Origin of the sequence: Citrobacter sp. MNAZ 1397, assembly GCF_023613995.1 — a bacterium.
In the GTDB taxonomy this organism is placed as follows: domain Bacteria; phylum Pseudomonadota; class Gammaproteobacteria; order Enterobacterales; family Enterobacteriaceae; genus Phytobacter; species Phytobacter ursingii.
This window is the reverse complement of record NZ_JAKIVH010000004.1, coordinates 177,466-194,518: the sequence shown is the minus strand read 5'-3', so window position 1 is coordinate 194,518 and position 17,053 is coordinate 177,466. Positions and strand designations below refer to the sequence as shown.

Below are 17,053 nucleotides of genomic sequence, written 5' to 3'. Positions count from 1 at the left end.
ACGCTGTTCCATTGTGAAAATGTCGTTTTATTATCTGCATCAGTGGATAATACGCATAAATTATGGAAAGTGGTATCCAGGTTAGCCAAAAAGCAGGTGGGGCGTGATGGACATTGTATTTATAGAGCAACTTTCGGTAATCACCACCATCGGTGTGTATGACTGGGAGCAGACGATTGAACAAAAGCTGGTGTTCGATATCGAAATGGCATGGGATAACCGTCAGGCAGCGAAGAGTGACGATGTGAATGATTGTCTGAGCTATGCGGACATTGCAGAGACCGTCATTGCGCACGTCGAAGGAAGTCGTTTTGCCCTGGTAGAACGTGTCGCCGAAGAGGTTGCAGAGTTACTGCTGGCTCGTTTTAACTCTCCGTGGGTGCGTATCAAATTGTGTAAACCAGGCGCCGTCGCCCGGGCTGCCAATGTTGGCGTAATCATTGAGCGTGGCAATAATCTGAAAAAAATTATTTAAATTCATAATTGTTAAACCAAGCGCTAGTCTTCTGGTCATACATCATGGCCATACGCGGCTTCCCAAGTGGTAAGCCGTTTTTTATGTCTGTTTAGGGGTTTATTTGATGAGCGATATGCACTCGCTGCTGGTGGCAGCAATATTGGGTGTTGTCGAAGGACTGACGGAGTTTTTACCGGTTTCCAGTACAGGCCACATGATTCTTGTGGGGCATTTGCTGGGTTTTGAGGGAGAAACCGCAAAAACCTTTGAAGTAGTGATTCAGTTAGGATCGATTTTGGCTGTGGTGGTGATGTTCTGGCGTCGCCTGTTTGGCTTGATTGGTATTCACTTTGGCCGTCCCCCGCATGAAGGCACAGGCACGGGTCGCCTGACGCTCATTCATATCCTGCTGGGCATGGTGCCTGCCGTTGTTCTGGGGCTGGTTTTTCACGACGCTATTAAATCTCTCTTTACCCCCATTAACGTGATGTATGCGCTGGTGGTGGGCGGGGTGCTGCTGATAGCGGCTGAATGCCTCAAACCGAAAGTGCCGCGCGCTGAAGGGGTGGACGATATCACCTTGCGTCAGGCATTTATGATTGGCTGCTTCCAGTGCCTGGCGCTCTGGCCGGGGTTCTCCCGTTCTGGCGCGACAATTTCAGGCGGTATGCTCATGGGCGTAAGCCGTTATGCGGCTTCGGAGTTCTCGTTCCTGTTGGCGGTGCCAATGATGATGGGAGCCACAGTACTGGATTTGTATAAGAGCCTGAAATTTTTGACCGTGGGCGACATCCCGATGTTTGCCGTCGGCTTTGTGATGGCTTTTATCGTCGCCCTTATTGCGATCAAAACCTTCCTGGAATTGATCAAGCGTATCTCGTTTATCCCTTTCGCGATCTATCGCTTTATCGTCGCCGCCGCGGTTTACTTCATCTTTATCTAGCGTATACCTTCGCCCTCAGTCTTTTGGCTGAGGGCAACGTTGTGCTTTCCAGTCGGCCACGGCCTGAATGCGACGACGGGTTAACTCTTCTCGCACTTCAATGCCTTTGAAACCTGCTTCAACGACCGCTTTGCTGGAGACCGCTTTTGCGATGCTCCAGGCCTCACGCAGTAAGCGTCCCTGCGGATAATCGCACGCCTCAAACCCCGCGCGTCCGCGAACGTCGGCTTCGCTGGTCAGGGCGATTTGCTCAACCCGCTGTGGCTTGCGCCAGGCGTCAATCGAATCGAACAATTTAATAATGGTCTTTGGCTGCAGGATCGGGAAGGTATGGATCAGGTCATGGAATTCTGCCACCAGCCTTGCCAAATCGCGGATCTCATTCGGTACGCGTAAACGCCGACAGACGCCCTCGACCAGCCGGACGCCCGCTGGACCATGCCCGTGATGGCGTGGCCACAATTCTGGCGGCGTTAACCCTTTGCCCAGATCGTGGCACAGGGTCGCAAAACGCACATCAACCTCAGGGCTGAGCATGGCGGCCATGGTCACGGTCATCAGGGTATGGAGCCCGGTATCTATTTCAGGATGCCATTTTGCCGGCGCGGGCACACCAAACAGCGCGTCCACTTCCGGGAATAATACTTTTAGCGCCCCGCAGTCACGCAACACCTGGAAAAAGACCTGCGGATTACGGGTCTTGAGGGCGTTCTCCGTCTCTTTCCAGACGCGTTCCGGGGTAAGATGCGTCAGCTCACCGGCGGCGGTCATCTCGCGCATGAGCGCCATGGTTTCGTCGGCAATGCGAAAACTTAAATGCGCATAGCGGGCGGCAAAACGCGCTACGCGCAGAACGCGCAACGGATCTTCGGCAAATGCGGGGGAAACATGGCGCAGCAAACGGTGGTGCAGATCGCTCTGACCGCCGTAGGGATCGATAATGTTGCCATCATCATCTTGCGCCAGCGCATTGACGGTCAGGTCGCGGCGTAGCAGATCTTGCTCAAGCGTCACATCCGGCGCGGCATAGCAGGAAAATCCGGTATAACCGAAACCGGATTTTCGTTCGGTGCGGGCAAGCGCGTACTCTTCGTGACTTTGTGGATGGAGAAACACGGGAAAATCGCGGCCTACCTGCTGGTAACCCGCGTCAAGCATCTCTGCTGGCGTGGCGCCAACCACCACCCAATCTTTGTCTTTGACCGACAGGCCCAGCAACGCATCGCGAACTGCACCACCGACCAGATAACTCTTCACGCCGCCTGACTCCTCACATCTGTGACTTTGCATAAACCTGACTTATCGGAATCAAGACAGGTTCTATTTTTGCCGACAGATAATACGTAAGTGTAGAGAAGATGGCTAATCAGCTTAGTTCATCCAGCGATCTTTGCTTTTACGACGCGGGATTAAATGCGGCAGTACCAGACCGAGGAACAGTCCCGCACCCAATACGCCACCGCCATACATAAACCACTGCATGATGATGGTGCGCTGTTTGTCGTCGAGCTGGAGGTTAGCGGCATTCACTTTCTTCTGCGCCACGATCAGCTCGTTTTTAAGCTTCTGGTTTTCTTCTTTCAGGCTGTTAATGACCCCATCGCTACCGGCCACTTTTTGCTGCATATCTGCCGTGCGCTGGTTCCAGGTATTATCGATATTGTTGAGCTTATCGGTGAGGGTTTTCACCTGATTTTCCAGTTCTGGCACGCGTGTGCGCAGGCTGGGCTGAGTATTGAGCTCTTTTAGCGGGATCCAGGCCGTACGGCCACTGCTGTCGCGAACCTGAGCGTAGTTAGACGCTTCATTGGTTTGCAGCAGTTCCACTTCCTCGCCGGCGTTTACGGTACCCACGAGGCGATAGTTATCTCCCGGGCCACTGCGAACCCAGGTGTTCAATTCATCAGAGACGTAACGTTTTTCTTCGGCGTGAGCCAATGTGGAAACGCTAAGCGCAAATAAGGTTATTCCAATCAGGCGTAATTTAAGCATCAGGCGTCGTTATTATCTTTAAGCGTGAATAAAAACAGTGCCAACAGTCTGACGATAGCTGGCAGGCGGCATCAATCGGAATCATCCGGGTCGAACAAAGCGCATAAGTGAACTTTTACACCCATCAGATCGCGCATTGCATGGCAATCTGACACAAAATACTATCTACTGACAAACATCGGGCGCGTTAGTTCGCCGAAATTTTCACTGATGTGACATAACCATAAGTGCAAAGCCATGGCTCAGGAAATCGAATTAAAATTTTACGTACATCCCGACAGCGTTGAAACGCTCCGTAACCATATTCATTCGCTCACCGACGATCGCGTAGCGCCCACTCAGTTACTCAACATCTATTACGAAACGGCGGATAACTGGCTGCGTCGTCATGATATGGGGCTGCGTATACGCGGCTTTGATGGTCAGTACGAAATGACGATGAAAATCGCCGGACGCGTGGTCGGCGGGTTACATCAACGCCCTGAATATAATATTGCGCTGGATAAACCGGAGTTGGACCTGGCTCGCTTCCCGCAGGAAGTCTGGCCTGACGGCGTGCTGCCAGAAGATCTTCAGACGCAGGCACAGCCGCTATTCAGTACCGATTTCTACCGGGAGAAATGGCTGGTTAATGCCGGGGAAAGCCGTATTGAGATTGGGCTGGACCTGGGCGACGTTAAAGCCGGCGAGCTGGCTGAGCCGATCTGTGAGCTTGAGCTTGAGCTGCTCAGCGGCGACCCGGCGGATATCCTCAAACTGGCCCGTCAGCTCGTGACGCTTTCAGGGCTGCGCCAGGGAAGCCTGAGTAAGGCAGCGCGCGGCTATCATCTGGCGCAGGGGAATGCCGAACGTCATCGTCGTCCGACGCCGATACTCAACGTTCAAGCGAAAGCCACCACGGAGCAGGCTTTTACCGCCGCGCTGGAGCTGGGGCTTTCGCAATGGCAGTACCATGAGGAACTGTGGGTTCGCGGCGATAACCGGGCAAAAGCGGATGTCCAGTCTGCGATAACGCTCATTCGTCATACTCTCATGTTGTTCGGCGGCATCGTGCCGCGCAAAGCGAGTGCTCGCCTGCGCGATTTGCTGACCCAGGCGGAAGCGACGCTGACATCAGATGTCTCTGCAGCGACGGCCGCATGGAGCGCAGAGGCGGCAACGGCGAAACTGCTGCTGACAGAATGGCTGGTTTCCCAGGGCTGGCGCACCTTCCTGGATGACAAAGCGCAGGCGAAATTTGCCGACTCTTTCAAGCGTTTTGCCGATACCCATTTGTCCCGCTGCGCCGCTGAACTTAAAAGTACGTTTGCGCATCCGCTGGGCGACAGTTATCGCGACCAGTTGCCGCGTCTGGCACGAGAAATAGACAGTGTGCTGTTACTTGCCGGCTATTACGACGCGGTACAGGCCAATGCCTGGCTGGAAAACTGGCAAGGATTGCTCCACGCCATTGAGACGCGCCAGCGTATTGAGATCGAACATTTCCGTAACGAAGCAATCTGTCAGCAGCCCTTCTGGCTGCACAGTGGACAACGCTAACCCGGTCAAGGATACCCATCGATGATGCCGCACTCTCCTCAGCTCCAGCAGCACTGGCAAACTGTACAGGCGCGCTTGCCTGAGTCGTTCAGCGAAACACCGCTTAGTGAACAAGCGCAGTTAGTGCTTACTTTCAGCGATTTCGTGCAGGATAGCCTTGCCGCGCATCCTGACTGGCTGGCCGAGCTGGAAAGTGCGCCGCCGCAGGCGGACGAGTGGAAGCAGTATGCGCAAACGCTTCGCGAATCGCTGCAGAGCGTGGCAGATGAGGCATCATTAATGCGTGCGCTGCGTCTGTTCCGGCGTCAAATGATGGTGCGCATTGCCTGGGCGCAGTCGCTGGCGCTGGTGGCCGAAGAGGAGACGTTGCAGCAGTTAAGCGTACTGGCGGAGAGCCTGATCGTCGCTGCACGTGAGTGGCTCTATGATGCCTGTTGCCGCGAGTGGGGAACGCCGTGCAATCAGCAGGGGGAACCGCAGCCGTTGCTGATCCTCGGCATGGGCAAGCTGGGCGGCGGGGAGCTTAACTTTTCATCCGATATCGATCTGATTTTCGCCTGGCCGGAAAACGGCTCAACGCGCGGCGGGCGACGCGAGCTCGATAACGCCCAGTTCTTTACTCGTCTGGGACAGCGCCTGATCAAAGTGCTCGACCAGCCGACGCAGGATGGCTTTGTCTATCGCGTGGACATGCGCTTGCGCCCGTTTGGCGACAGCGGCCCGCTGGTACTGAGTTTTGCCGCGCTGGAAGATTATTATCAGGAGCAGGGGCGCGACTGGGAACGTTATGCGATGGTGAAAGCGCGCATTATGGGCGATAAGGACGATGCGTACGCCGGTGAATTGCGGGCGATGCTGCGGCCGTTCGTTTTCCGTCGCTATATCGATTTCAGCGTTATTCAGTCTCTGCGCAATATGAAAGGGATGATTGCCCGTGAAGTGCGTCGCCGTGGCCTGAAAGATAATATCAAGCTGGGGGCGGGCGGTATCCGTGAGATTGAATTTATCGTTCAGGTGTTCCAGTTAATACGCGGCGGGCGTGAGCCCTCGCTGCAGTCCCGCTCACTGTTACCGACGCTGGAGGCTATCGATAAGCTGGGCTTGTTGCCGACAGGTGACGCACCGGCGCTGCGCCAGGCCTATTTGTATCTGCGCCGCCTGGAAAACCTGTTGCAAAGCATTAATGACGAGCAAACGCAGACGCTACCGTCAGATGAACTCAATCGGGCGCGTCTGGCCTGGGGAATGCGTGTGCCCGACTGGGAAACGCTGACCGCTGAGCTGGAAAAACAAATGTCCGCCGTACGAGGCATATTCAACACCCTGATTGGCGATGATGAAGCCGAAGAGCAGGAGGATGCGCTCTCGGGGCAATGGGGGGAGTTGTGGCAGGATGCGTTCCAGGAAGATGACAGCACGCCCGTACTGGCGCATCTTTCTGACGATGATCGCCGCCGTGTGGTGGCGATGATTGCTGATTTTCGCAAAGAGATGGATAAGCGCACCATTGGCCCGCGCGGCCGCCAGGTGCTCGATCACCTGATGCCGCATCTGTTGAGCGATGTATGCTCTCGCGAGGACGCCCCTGTGCCGCTGTCACGCTTGACGCCGCTGTTAACGGGAATTGTCACGCGCACGACGTACCTCGAACTGCTCAGCGAATATCCCGGTGCGCGTAAACATCTGATTTCACTTTGTGCCGCTTCGCCAATGGTGGCGAGCAAGCTGGCGCGCTATCCGCTATTGCTGGATGAGTTGCTCGACCCGAATACGCTTTATCAGCCCACGGCGATGAATGCCTACCGGGATGAACTACGTCAGTATCTGCTGCGTGTGCCGGATGATGATGAAGAGCAGCAACTGGAGGCGTTACGCCAGTTTAAACAGGCGCAATTGTTGCGTGTGGCGGCAGCAGACCTCGCTGGCACACTCCCCGTGATGAAAGTGAGCGATCACTTAACCTGGCTTGCCGAAGCCATCATCGAAGCCGTGGTGCAGCAGGCGTGGAACCTGATGGTTTCGCGTTACGGGCAACCGAAACACTTACGCGATCGTGAAGGTCGTGGGTTTGCGGTGGTTGGTTACGGCAAACTGGGCGGCTGGGAACTGGGGTATAGCTCCGATCTGGATCTGATTTTCCTTCATGACTGTCCGGTGGATGTGATGACGGATGGCGAGCGCGAAATCGATGGCCGTCAGTTTTACCTGCGCCTTGCCCAGCGCGTGATGCATCTGTTCAGTACGCGCACTTCGTCCGGCATTCTGTATGAAGTGGATGCACGCTTGCGCCCGTCCGGCGCGGCAGGAATGCTGGTAACGTCAACCGAATCCTTTGCCGATTATCAGCGCACTGAGGCCTGGACGTGGGAACACCAGGCGCTGGTACGCGCCCGCGTGGTCTATGGCGATCCGCAATTAAACGCGCAATTTGATACCATCCGTCGCGATATCACCATGACCGTGCGTGACGGCGCGACGTTACAAACCGAGGTGCGCGAGATGCGCGAAAAAATGCGCGCCCACTTGAGCAATAAGCACAAAGATCGCTTTGATATCAAAGCCGATGAGGGCGGTATCACTGATATCGAATTTATCACTCAGTATCTGGTGCTGCGTTATGCCCATACAAAACCGAAACTGACGCGCTGGTCGGACAATGTCCGCATTCTGGAAGGCCTGGCGCAAAACGGCATTATGGAAGAGCAGGAAGCGCAGGCGCTTACCGCCGCCTATACAACATTGCGTGATGAACTGCACCACCTGGCGTTGCAGGAGTTGCCGGGGCATGTACCGGATGCATGTTTTGTCGCTGAGCGCGCGATGGTGCGAGCCTGCTGGAACAAGTGGTTGGTGGAGCCGTGCGAGGACGCGTAAGTGTGCTATTATCGCGCGCAAATTTTGTATCTCTCAGGAGACAGGAATGAAAGTAACGCTGCCAGAGTTTAATCAAGCGGGAGTGCTGGTCGTAGGCGATGTGATGCTGGACCGCTACTGGTACGGTCCAACCAGCCGTATTTCACCGGAAGCGCCGGTGCCAGTGGTGAAGGTCGAAACCATTGAGGAGCGTCCGGGTGGCGCGGCTAACGTGGCAATGAACATCGCTTCCCTGGGCGCGGGCGCGCGTCTGGTCGGGTTGACCGGTATTGACGATGCGGCGCGTGCACTGAGCAAGGCGCTGGCGGACGTCAACGTGAAATGCGACTTCGTTTCTGTTCCAACTCATCCCACCATCACCAAGCTACGCGTACTGTCGCGTAATCAGCAACTGATTCGCCTCGATTTCGAAGAAGGCTTTGATGGCGTGGATCCTGAGCCGCTGCATGAGCGTATTAATCAGGCGCTGAGCAGCATCGGTGCGCTGGTGCTGTCCGATTATGCCAAAGGGGCGCTAACGAGCATTCAGACGATGATCGCGCTGGCGCGCGGTGCGGGCGTGCCGGTACTGATCGACCCGAAAGGGACCGATTTTGAACGCTACCGTGGCGCGACCCTGTTGACGCCGAATCTCTCCGAATTTGAAGCCGTGGTTGGCAAATGCAAAGACGAAGACGAGATTGTGGAACGCGGTATGAAGCTGATTGCCGATTTCGACCTGACCGCGCTGCTGGTTACCCGTTCTGAGCAGGGAATGACGTTGCTGCAGCCGGGCAAAGCGCCACTGCATATGCCGACGCAGGCGCAGGAAGTGTATGACGTGACCGGCGCGGGTGACACGGTGATTGGCGTACTGGCGGCTACCCTTGCCGCAGGTAATTCGCTGGAAGAAGCGTGCTTCTTCGCGAACGCGGCTGCGGGCGTGGTGGTGGGTAAACTCGGGACCTCCACCGTTTCACCTATCGAACTGGAAAACGCAGTGCGCGGACGCTCGGAGACGGGTTTTGGCGTGATGACCGAAGAAGAATTGCGCGATGCCGTCGCTGCAGCACGCAAACGTGGCGAAAAAGTGGTGATGACCAACGGCGTGTTCGACATCCTGCATGCGGGCCATGTGTCGTATCTGGCGAATGCCCGTAAGCTCGGCGATCGTCTGATTGTCGCAGTGAACAGCGATGCATCCACTAAACGTCTGAAAGGGGATTCACGCCCGGTAAACCCACTTGAGCAACGTATGATCGTTCTGAGCGCGCTGGAAGCCGTGGACTGGGTGGTGCCGTTTGAAGAAGATACGCCGCAGCGTCTGATTGCCTCCGTTCTGCCGGATAAGCTGGTGAAAGGCGGGGACTACAAGCCGGAAGAGATTGCCGGCAGTGAAGAAGTGTGGGCCAACGGCGGCGAAGTGCTGGTGCTCAACTTTGAAGATGGCTGTTCGACCACCAATATCATCAGGAAAATCCAGAAAGACAGCGAGAAGTAAGCAATGTGGGAGATGCATCGAACATCCCGTTATGAGGCTCTCCTCGCTGTTGACGGTGCTGCTTTTTCGACCTAAATTAAAGGAACAAGGGTGAGAGGGGATTTCTCCCCCCTCTGATTGACTGTTAGTAAGCGTGGAAACTTATCGTTAACAGAACAATCAGTATGATGACGTGCTTCATCATAACCCTTTCCTTATTAAAGCCCCTTCCTCGGAAGGGGCTTTCCCGTTTCAGCCCCTTGCTGACCCAGCGATTGTTGGTGAGTGCTTCTACAGGGACAAGGGCTTTTCCCCTCGGATGTTTTATTACTGGATCGTTCACGCAAAATGGCCCTGTTCCGAACGTTACGCACTGAAACGGCGCGTTCAGAATAAAAAAATCCCCGGCTTTACAGGCCAGGGAGGGGTGACATAAGGTGGGAAGAAACTATTCCTCTTTTACCGTCTCTTCTTTTACCGCTGTGACCGCGATTTCTTCATTTGGCCCGACCGCTGATGATGCATTTAACGGCGTTGTCATGGCGGCCAGCGAGCCACCGGAAATGCCAATCTCATTAAGCAGCGAATCAATCAACGGTGCCTGGGTTCGGTAGGCAAGGGCGGCAGAGAGTGCTTGTTCCGCAAGGTTTCCGCCGCTGGCTGTTCCCGCGCTCACTTCGCCAGCCGCTCCGCCACGATTCATCCCATCCACCTGAATGATCTTGATTCCGTCGATAGACTTCATCGGCTCAACGGATTTTTCGATAACCGCAGGCAGTGCTTGCAGAAGCGCCAGTTTAAATTTGAGGCTGGTTTGTTCGTTGGAAAGTACGTTAATTGCATCGTTTAGCGCGCGCTGCGCTTCGGCTTCCGCCAGCCCTTTTTTGCGCGTGGCTTCCGCCAGTTCTACGATGGCTGCGGCCTGCAATTCTGCCGCTTCTTTTTCGGCTTTGGCGCGTACTGTCAGCTCAACCGCTTTGGTTTCCGCGTCCTGAGCGGCGGCAATCAGCGCAACCTGTTTGGCACGATCGGCTTCGGCAGTCTGGCGCGTGGTTTCTACGTTTTGCTGAGCACGAACGGCTTGCGCCAGTGCGTCATTGGCCTTTGCTTCCGCCTGTGACTGTAGTTCTGACTTCGCCGCAATGGCGATGGATTTCGTCTGGTTGGCAATCTCCGTCACCTGCTGCTGTTCGATCTCTTTAATGCGAACTTCACGCTCAGCCTCAACTTTTCTGGAGCGTACCGCCTGCTCACGCTCGATTTCACTTTCCTGAATTTGCCGTTCTGCAAGGATACGTGTTTGCTCGGCTTCACGATGACGCTCTGCTTCGAAGGCGGCGATTTTGGCATTCTGCTCGGCGGTGCGGGTTTTCACCTGCTGCTCCTGCTCAAGCGTCATAAAGGCTTCTTGCTGCTCAATCTCAAGTTTGCGCGCCAGGGCATCGCGGTTCTTCTCACGGACTGCGACTTCCACATCCTGCTCGACTTCGTTACGTTCACGACGACGGCGCTCAGTTTCCTGCGTCAGCTTGGTGAGACCTTCGGCATCAAAGGCGTTATTCGGGTTGAAATGCACCTTTTCCGTCTGGTTGAAGTTGGTTAACGAAACGCTCTCCAGCTCCAGACCGTTTTTTGAAAGATCTTCCGCCACGGTGTTTTGTACGCCCTGAACGAAGTTTTCGCGGGTGTCCTGTAACTCATGCATGGTCATCTGGGAGGCTGTAGCACGCAGGGCATCAACGAATTTATCTTCAATTAACACACGGAGATCCTCTGGCGACAATGTACGCTGACCCAACGTCTGTGCGGCAGTGGCAATCCCCTCAATTGACGGTTTTACACGGACGAAAAAGGCAACAACGACATCAACGCGCATACGGTCTTTAGTGATCAGGCTGTCTACCGTAGAACGGCTTACTTCGAGCTTGAGGGTATTCATGTTAATCGGAATTATTTCGTGGAATATGGGCATCACAATCGCGCCGCCGCTCATTACCACTTTCTGTCCGCCTAAACCGGTTCGTACAAACGCTTGCTCAGCCGAGGCCCGGCGATATAATCGGGCAAAAATAACCCCAATGACCAACAGGATAAAAACGACTGCCAGAGCATAACTCATCCATGAGGGAAATAGACTCAATAGATTTTCCATAATATTTCCTTTTGTTTTTACAATTCATTTGGCCAGGGATTCAACTCCGCCAAATAACGGCTGGCGGACAACCGACAAATAATGAGAACCTTATCACCGCGTTTAAAGGTTTTTCCCTCTTCGGGTTCCAGAAGTAAATAATGTACCTGTCCAAATTTATCTTTAAATTTTCCTTCGCAGGGACGCTGAGGTGCCGCGCTGTGACCCGTGATAATAGCCATGGCACCAATAAAATCATCTTCTGTGATTGCGCTGGTTTCATCGCCCGGTAGCCAGCGCCCCAAAAGCTTACCGGTATAGTGCGTGCTAATACCTGAAAAAATAAGGCAAAAAGGGATAAGGGCTACGTTGGGAAGCGGGGTTTGTAGCAGTGTGACGCTCAGCTGCTGCAAAAAAATGCCAGTCAATCCGAAGCAACCGGCGATAAGGCAAAGAACAACCAGCGCGGGAACGCGACCAAAATTAAGGTAATGGAAAAATTGATTCAAATGGCCGGAAGCGACCCCATCATAATGACCCAAATGTGAATCAATGACGCCAGAAATAACATTCCCAAAGAACAGCGAGACAATTTCCACGATACCTATAAGCGCCACAAATGTGAGGGCGAAAAAGTAAGGTGAGTAGTATTCAGGAAAAATATCCATATATTCTCCTTGGGTTATTATTTTTAATAAAGGCAAATAACGCTTTGAGTATCGAAGGCAATAATATCACGAATGGGGGAGTAACAAAAAGGCAGAGGGACTACTGGAATATTGTAGGGGTAATCAAGGACACTTTATTGATTACCCCCTTTGCGGGAAAAGACTCAGGGGATGCCGGCGTGGGCTTATGCGCCCGTCTCCGGCGAATCAACCGGAGGGATCGCCGGGGCCGGCTTCACCTCTGCTGAGGCATTGCGGTTTTCCAGTTCGTTAAGACGTTGCTCAAGCAGCGCCAGTTTTTCACGCGTGCGCAACAGTACCTGCGTCTGTACGTCAAACTCTTCGCGGCTGACCAGGTCAAGACGGGTCAACTGTGCCTGCAGGGACTGGCGGATTTTTTTCTCAACATCTTCCCCGAACTCGCGGATCCCTTTTGGCATCGATTCGTGGACCTGACGCGCAATCTGTTCAATTTTTTTCGGGTCAATCATTTGTAAGTTCCCTGTTCGGATAGGTTCTGACAATTATTGTAGTGTGATATGCCATAACGATAAACCAGATTTGTTTGAAGGTTACGCGTTGCCGAAGGTAATCAATAGCGTTATAGTTATCCCGCTTATTCTCAGGGCGGGGCGAAATTCCCCACCGGCGGTAAATCAGCCTACGCTGAAAGCCCGCGAGCGCTTCTGGTGAAAACCGGAAGGTCAGCAGATCCGGTGTAATTCCGGGGCCGACGGTTAGAGTCCGGATGGGAGAGAGTAACGATTCAGTTGGGCCTGGAGGCCCGCTCGCGTTATTTTTTTATACTCCTAAGACTGCCCTGATTCTGGTAACCATAACTTTATTGAGGTCTTTTACCATGAATCAGACGCTGCTTTCTTCTTTTGGCACGCCATTCGAACGTATTGAAATTGCTTTAACCGCACTGCGCGAAGGTCGCGGTGTGATGGTTCTCGACGATGAAGATCGCGAGAATGAAGGCGACATGATTTTTGCTGCTGAAACCATGACCGTTGAGCAGATGGCGCTGACCATCCGTCACGGTAGCGGTATTGTTTGTCTGTGCATCACCGAAGATCGTCGTAAACAACTTGATCTGCCGATGATGGTTGAAAACAACACCAGCGCTTACGGTACCGGCTTTACCGTTACCATCGAAGCCGCTACAGGGGTTACTACCGGGGTTTCTGCGGCTGACCGTGTTACCACCGTGCGTGCTGCCATTGCTGATGGCGCTAAACCTTCTGACCTGAATCGTCCGGGCCACGTTTTCCCGCTGCGTGCGCAGCAGGGCGGTGTGTTGACTCGTGGTGGCCATACCGAAGCGACGATCGATCTTGTCTCCCTGGCTGGGTTCAAACCGGCTGGTGTGCTGTGTGAACTGACGAACGATGATGGCTCCATGGCGCGCGCGCCGGAATGTATCAAGTTTGCACGCGAGCACAACATGGCCGTTGTCACCATTGAAGATCTGGTGGCCTATCGTCTGGAGCATGAGCGTAAAGCAAGCTAAGCGATAGCCATGCTTTGCAAAGAATCCGAAGCCGGACCGCCTGCTTCGGATTTTTTTATTTCCCTGTTAGTCCCTTGCTGAAAATAGCTCATTTCTCCGCTTTGTTGATCTCGCTAATGGCGACATCGGCTTGCTACTTATAAAGTGGTATCCATGACGTAATGGCTCGCTAACCAGCGGGATAAGGAAGGGATATGCTGATTTACTGGTGCGGTTTTTTGGTCGTTGTGCTCGTGATGTTCGCACATATCATGTGTTTGCGACGTAATTGCAGGGCATTTCGCCAGGATCGTGATGCACAACAAGAAGGATACCAGCGCGCGTTAAAGATAATCCAGTCGATGCAAGCAAAGGAGCAAGAGCAGGTGGAACCTGAGGCGGCTTCCGGAAGCGGCGTTGCCCAATAGGCGCGAGCAACGCCTGCATGTATTAACCAAATCCCATCGTTTGCAGCGCGACCAGGCTAAGACCCATCACTGACATCCCACAAAGCACGCCATAGCTTGGGTTGTTGTTGGGGTCGATCTCTTTTGCCAGCGGCATCAGTTCATCGACAGAGAGCGCGACCATAATTCCGGCAACCGCCGCCATGACCGCCGCCATCACCATCGGGGAGACCAGACTTCCCAGAATCAGCCAGGCCAGAACCCCACCAAGAATTTCCGCAAGCCCGGAAATCCCCGCCCAAAAAATTGCCGTGCGCTTTGAACCGGTTGCCGCATAAACCGGGCCGGCAACCGCAAGACCTTCTGGAATATTGTGCAAGGCTACCGCCAGTGCAATACCGAAACCCAGTTCAAGGTCGTTACTGGCTGTCACAAAGGTGGCGATGCCCTCCGGAAAGTTATGCAGGCTGATACCCAGCGTTAATAAGATCGCCGTACGTTGAATTTTGCGAGGGACAGGGTGCTGTGAATGCGCACTCTGCATTAAATCCTGTGGATGTGCATGGGGAAGCAGACGGTCAAGAGCAAAATAGCCCAACAGGCCAATGACGAACATACCATAGCCCAGCATGGGTGACATGCCCTCAGTTGCCAGTGCGGCTGGCAACATCTCCATAAGGGAGATAAGCAGCATGATGCCAGCGGCAAATCCCAGCGAGAATGCCAGTACACGGTTTGACGGTTTCTGGCCAAGAACCCCCAGAAAGGCGCCGATAAAGGTGGCAGCGCCGGCAAGTAACGTCAGAATCAGTGGTGCTGACATGTATCACTCCTTATGATAATGCTTCTCATTAATGTTAAATATTAATGGATTCCAAAGCGAGGCCGTTGCGTTACCTTTACGCAATCCTTACATTCAAAAATTCTGAATATCTTCATCACGCTTATCTGAGTTCATCACCCGGGGAATAAGCGTAATGTGTGTTCATCAAATATGACACACTCAGTAAGGATATCATCATGTCTGCACCTCGCATGCCAGCACTGTTTTTGGGCCACGGCAGCCCGATGAATGTTCTGGAAGATAACGTTTATACCCGCGCCTGGGCTCAGCTTGGCGAAACACTGCCGCGTCCTAAAGCTATTGTGGTTGTCTCAGCGCACTGGTTTACGCGTGGTACCGGGGTAACGGCGATGGAAGCACCGCAGACAATTCATGACTTTGGCGGTTTCCCTCAGGCGCTGTACGACACCCATTACCCGGCTCCGGGTTCGCCTGCGCTGGCCCGGCATTTGGTTGAACTGTTATCACCCGTGCCGGTTACTCTGGATAAAGAAGCATGGGGTTTTGACCACGGTTCCTGGGGCGTGCTGATCAAAATGTATCCGAAGGCCGATATCCCGATGGTGCAGTTGAGTATCGATAGTACCAAACCGGCGGCATGGCATATGGAAGTGGGGCGTAAGCTGGCAGCACTGCGCGATGAAGGCATTATGCTGGTGGCGAGCGGTAACGTGGTGCATAACCTGCGCACGGCACGCTGGCATGGCGATAACTCGCCTTATCCGTGGGCGACCGCTTTCAACGAATTTGTGAAGGATAACCTGACGTGGAAAGGGCCGACCGAGCAGCATCCGCTGGTTAATTATATGGAGCATGAAGGCGGTTCGCTTTCTAACCCGACACCGGACCATTTCCTGCCGCTGCTCTATGTCCTGGGGGCGTGGGATGGGGTGGAGAGTATCTCGATTCCGGTAGACGGTCTTGAAATGGGCAGCCTCAGTATGTTGTCGGTGCAGATAGGCTAAGGCTTTGTAGCCGGGTAAGCGTACAGTATGCGTACCCGGTATATTCCCGAATGCGGCGTTGCCTCGGGTGACGACTCAGAAGCCCCGGGTAAGTGCATCCGGGGATCCTGGACGCATGTTACTCAACAAAGACATGCGGATAGAAGCGCGACAGATCCTGGGTGATCAACGCCCGGTCTTCACGAATGCCAATACCTGCGGGTTGATCGTTGATAAGCCAACTGCCAATCAGCATGTAGCTGTCGCCATACTTGGGTAGCTGACAGAACTGCTGGACGATCATTCCTTCTTCACCGTATGGGCCTTCGACTTCTTCAACCGTTTTGCCATTTTCGATGATGGACACATTCGCCCCTTCGCGAGAGAAGATAGGCTTAAGCACGTATTTGTCCATTTCCGGATGCGCGTCTTCGGCAAACCAGGCGGGCAACAGATTCGGATGGTTCGGGAACATTTCCCACAGCATTGGCAGGAGCGCTTTGTTCGAAATGATGCTCTTCCATGCTGGTTCCAGCCAGCGCACGCCCGCATCTTCCAGCTTGGTTGAGAAAACTTCGCGCAGCATATACTCCCAGGGATACAGCTTAAACAGATTACTGATCACGTGATCCTGCAGATCGGTAAACTGCCCTTTTTCCCCGAGGCCGATATCTTCGATATAGAGAAACTCGCTGGCTACATCGGCTTCGGCGGCGCAGTCTTGCAGGTATTGCACGGTACCACGGTCTTCGACGGTATCGCGACAGCAGGCGAAATGCAGCAGGTTAAAGCCATATTGCTCGCGTAGCGCGGCAAAGCGCTCAATCAGTTTTTCCTGCAGACTGTTGAATTGATCGCAGCTGTCCGGCAGTTTGCCCGCGGCTATCTGATCTTCCAGCCAAATCCACTGAAAAAATGCCGCTTCATACAGTGAGGTTGGTGTATCGGCATTATTTTCCAGCAGCTTAGGTTCGCCGGTGCCATCCCATGCCAGATCCAGGCGTGAATAAAGCGACGGCTGTCCGGTTTTCCAGGACTGGCGCACAAAGCCCCATGTGTGCCTGGGAATGCGGAATTTCGCCAGCAATTCGTCACTGGCGATAACCTTGTCCACAACCTGCAGACACATCTGATGGAGCTCGGCGGTAACTTCTTCCAGTTTCTCGACCTGGGCGAGCGTCAGTTTGTAGTAGGCGTCTTCACACCAGTAGGGTTCGCCATACATGGTGTGAAAGTTGAAACCATACTCGGTGGCTTTCTCGCGCCAGTCGGGCCGTTCGGCAATAGTCATTCTTTCCATGGT

16 protein-coding genes and 1 riboswitch are annotated in these 17,053 nt (G+C 53.9%); of the genes, 8 read left to right on the top strand and 8 right to left on the bottom strand.

Annotated features, from left to right (window positions below; translation table 11 throughout):
• Positions 1-106: 106 nt before the first annotated feature.
• Together folB and bacA are read left to right on the top strand one after the other, a co-directional pair.
• Positions 107-475 carry a bifunctional dihydroneopterin aldolase/7,8-dihydroneopterin epimerase gene (folB, locus tag L2097_RS20485; protein WP_047373072.1) on the top strand — a complete coding sequence of 123 codons (369 nt, stop codon included), beginning with the start codon at positions 107-109 and terminating at the stop codon, positions 473-475.
• A 106-nt stretch (positions 476-581) separates the two neighbouring features.
• On the top strand, positions 582-1,400 hold the full coding sequence (bacA, locus tag L2097_RS20480) for an undecaprenyl-diphosphate phosphatase (protein WP_085005797.1): 819 nt from the start codon (positions 582-584) through the stop codon (positions 1,398-1,400).
• A 15-nt stretch (positions 1,401-1,415) separates the two neighbouring features.
• Here the strand turns inward: bacA and L2097_RS20475 are convergent, their stop codons facing one another.
• Both L2097_RS20475 and L2097_RS20470 read right to left on the bottom strand, forming a co-directional pair.
• Complete coding sequence (locus L2097_RS20475; RefSeq protein ID WP_250353583.1) at positions 1,416-2,657, bottom strand: multifunctional CCA addition/repair protein; 1,242 nt, start codon at positions 2,655-2,657, stop codon at positions 1,416-1,418.
• Positions 2,658-2,771: 114 nt separating this feature from the next.
• On the bottom strand, positions 2,772-3,392 hold the full coding sequence (locus L2097_RS20470; protein WP_047373075.1) for a TIGR04211 family SH3 domain-containing protein: 621 nt from the start codon (positions 3,390-3,392) through the stop codon (positions 2,772-2,774).
• A gap of 237 nt (positions 3,393-3,629) precedes the next feature.
• On the opposite strand from L2097_RS20470, the gene L2097_RS20465 reads away from it, so the two are divergent.
• From L2097_RS20465 to hldE, 3 genes are read left to right on the top strand one after another with little or no spacing between them, the layout of a single operon-like run.
• Positions 3,630-4,931 carry a CYTH domain-containing protein gene (locus L2097_RS20465; RefSeq protein ID WP_250353582.1) on the top strand — a complete coding sequence of 434 codons (1,302 nt, stop codon included), beginning with the start codon at positions 3,630-3,632 and terminating at the stop codon, positions 4,929-4,931.
• Between the two features lie 21 nt (positions 4,932-4,952).
• Entirely contained in the window at positions 4,953-7,805 is a 2,853-nt protein-coding gene (glnE, locus tag L2097_RS20460) for a bifunctional [glutamate--ammonia ligase]-adenylyl-L-tyrosine phosphorylase/[glutamate--ammonia-ligase] adenylyltransferase (RefSeq protein WP_250353581.1), read from the top strand.
• A 46-nt stretch (positions 7,806-7,851) separates the two neighbouring features.
• Positions 7,852-9,285, top strand: a complete 1,434-nt coding sequence (gene hldE, locus L2097_RS20455; RefSeq protein WP_047373077.1) for a bifunctional D-glycero-beta-D-manno-heptose-7-phosphate kinase/D-glycero-beta-D-manno-heptose 1-phosphate adenylyltransferase HldE — start codon at positions 7,852-7,854, stop codon at positions 9,283-9,285.
• Positions 9,286-9,409: 124 nt separating this feature from the next.
• Here hldE and L2097_RS25815 read toward each other — a convergent pair whose 3' ends face one another.
• The 4 genes from L2097_RS25815 to ubiK form a co-directional block, all read right to left on the bottom strand.
• The gene (locus tag L2097_RS25815; RefSeq protein ID WP_223883644.1) at positions 9,410-9,469 is read right to left on the bottom strand and encodes a type I toxin-antitoxin system Ibs family toxin; all 60 of its coding nucleotides are present in this window, start codon (positions 9,467-9,469) and stop codon (positions 9,410-9,412) included.
• Positions 9,470-9,712: 243 nt separating this feature from the next.
• Positions 9,713-11,416: a flotillin family protein gene (locus L2097_RS20450; RefSeq protein WP_250353580.1), complete on the bottom strand. Its 1,704-nt coding sequence runs from the start codon at positions 11,414-11,416 to the stop codon at positions 9,713-9,715.
• Positions 11,417-11,433: 17 nt separating this feature from the next.
• Positions 11,434-12,063 carry an OB-fold-containig protein gene (locus tag L2097_RS20445; protein ID WP_085005793.1) on the bottom strand — a complete coding sequence of 210 codons (630 nt, stop codon included), beginning with the start codon at positions 12,061-12,063 and terminating at the stop codon, positions 11,434-11,436.
• A gap of 185 nt (positions 12,064-12,248) precedes the next feature.
• Positions 12,249-12,554, bottom strand: coding sequence for a ubiquinone biosynthesis accessory factor UbiK (gene ubiK, locus L2097_RS20440; protein WP_047373080.1), 306 nt, complete (start codon positions 12,552-12,554; stop codon positions 12,249-12,251).
• 123 nt (positions 12,555-12,677) lie between these two features.
• Positions 12,678-12,827: riboswitch (FMN riboswitch) on the top strand.
• 95 nt (positions 12,828-12,922) lie between these two features.
• On the opposite strand from ubiK, the gene ribB reads away from it, so the two are divergent.
• A complete protein-coding gene (gene ribB / locus L2097_RS20435) occupies positions 12,923-13,576 on the top strand; it encodes a 3,4-dihydroxy-2-butanone-4-phosphate synthase (RefSeq protein ID WP_250353579.1) in 654 nt (217 codons plus the stop codon).
• Positions 13,577-13,770: 194 nt separating this feature from the next.
• Positions 13,771-13,983: a hypothetical protein gene (locus L2097_RS20430; RefSeq protein ID WP_085005792.1), complete on the top strand. Its 213-nt coding sequence runs from the start codon at positions 13,771-13,773 to the stop codon at positions 13,981-13,983.
• 22 nt (positions 13,984-14,005) lie between these two features.
• Here L2097_RS20430 and zupT read toward each other — a convergent pair whose 3' ends face one another.
• Complete coding sequence (gene zupT, locus L2097_RS20425) at positions 14,006-14,785, bottom strand: zinc transporter ZupT (RefSeq protein ID WP_142517469.1); 780 nt, start codon at positions 14,783-14,785, stop codon at positions 14,006-14,008.
• Positions 14,786-14,982: 197 nt separating this feature from the next.
• Here zupT and ygiD point away from each other — a divergent pair, with 197 nt between their 5' ends.
• Positions 14,983-15,771, top strand: a complete 789-nt coding sequence (gene ygiD, locus L2097_RS20420; protein ID WP_047373084.1) for a 4,5-DOPA-extradiol-dioxygenase — start codon at positions 14,983-14,985, stop codon at positions 15,769-15,771.
• A gap of 118 nt (positions 15,772-15,889) precedes the next feature.
• Here the strand turns inward: ygiD and L2097_RS20415 are convergent, their stop codons facing one another.
• Complete coding sequence (locus L2097_RS20415) at positions 15,890-17,050, bottom strand: glutathionylspermidine synthase family protein (RefSeq protein WP_085005790.1); 1,161 nt, start codon at positions 17,048-17,050, stop codon at positions 15,890-15,892.
• Between the last annotated feature and the right edge of the window lie 3 nt (positions 17,051-17,053).

Coding starts and splice junctions, on each gene's coding strand:
- bacA (WP_085005797.1), top strand. CDS start 582: ATGAGCGATATGCACTCGCTGCTGGTGGCAGCAATATTGGGTGTTGTC.
- hldE (WP_047373077.1), top strand. CDS start 7,852: ATGAAAGTAACGCTGCCAGAGTTTAATCAAGCGGGAGTGCTGGTCGTA.
- L2097_RS20465 (WP_250353582.1), top strand. CDS start 3,630: ATGGCTCAGGAAATCGAATTAAAATTTTACGTACATCCCGACAGCGTT.
- ygiD (WP_047373084.1), top strand. CDS start 14,983: ATGTCTGCACCTCGCATGCCAGCACTGTTTTTGGGCCACGGCAGCCCG.
- L2097_RS20430 (WP_085005792.1), top strand. CDS start 13,771: ATGCTGATTTACTGGTGCGGTTTTTTGGTCGTTGTGCTCGTGATGTTC.
- L2097_RS20450 (WP_250353580.1), bottom strand. CDS start 11,416: ATGGAAAATCTATTGAGTCTATTTCCCTCATGGATGAGTTATGCTCTG.
- folB (WP_047373072.1), top strand. CDS start 107: ATGGACATTGTATTTATAGAGCAACTTTCGGTAATCACCACCATCGGT.
- glnE (WP_250353581.1), top strand. CDS start 4,953: ATGATGCCGCACTCTCCTCAGCTCCAGCAGCACTGGCAAACTGTACAG.
- ribB (WP_250353579.1), top strand. CDS start 12,923: ATGAATCAGACGCTGCTTTCTTCTTTTGGCACGCCATTCGAACGTATT.
- L2097_RS20415 (WP_085005790.1), bottom strand. CDS start 17,050: ATGGAAAGAATGACTATTGCCGAACGGCCCGACTGGCGCGAGAAAGCC.
- L2097_RS20445 (WP_085005793.1), bottom strand. CDS start 12,063: ATGGATATTTTTCCTGAATACTACTCACCTTACTTTTTCGCCCTCACA.
- zupT (WP_142517469.1), bottom strand. CDS start 14,785: ATGTCAGCACCACTGATTCTGACGTTACTTGCCGGCGCTGCCACCTTT.
- L2097_RS20470 (WP_047373075.1), bottom strand. CDS start 3,392: ATGCTTAAATTACGCCTGATTGGAATAACCTTATTTGCGCTTAGCGTT.
- ubiK (WP_047373080.1), bottom strand. CDS start 12,554: ATGATTGACCCGAAAAAAATTGAACAGATTGCGCGTCAGGTCCACGAA.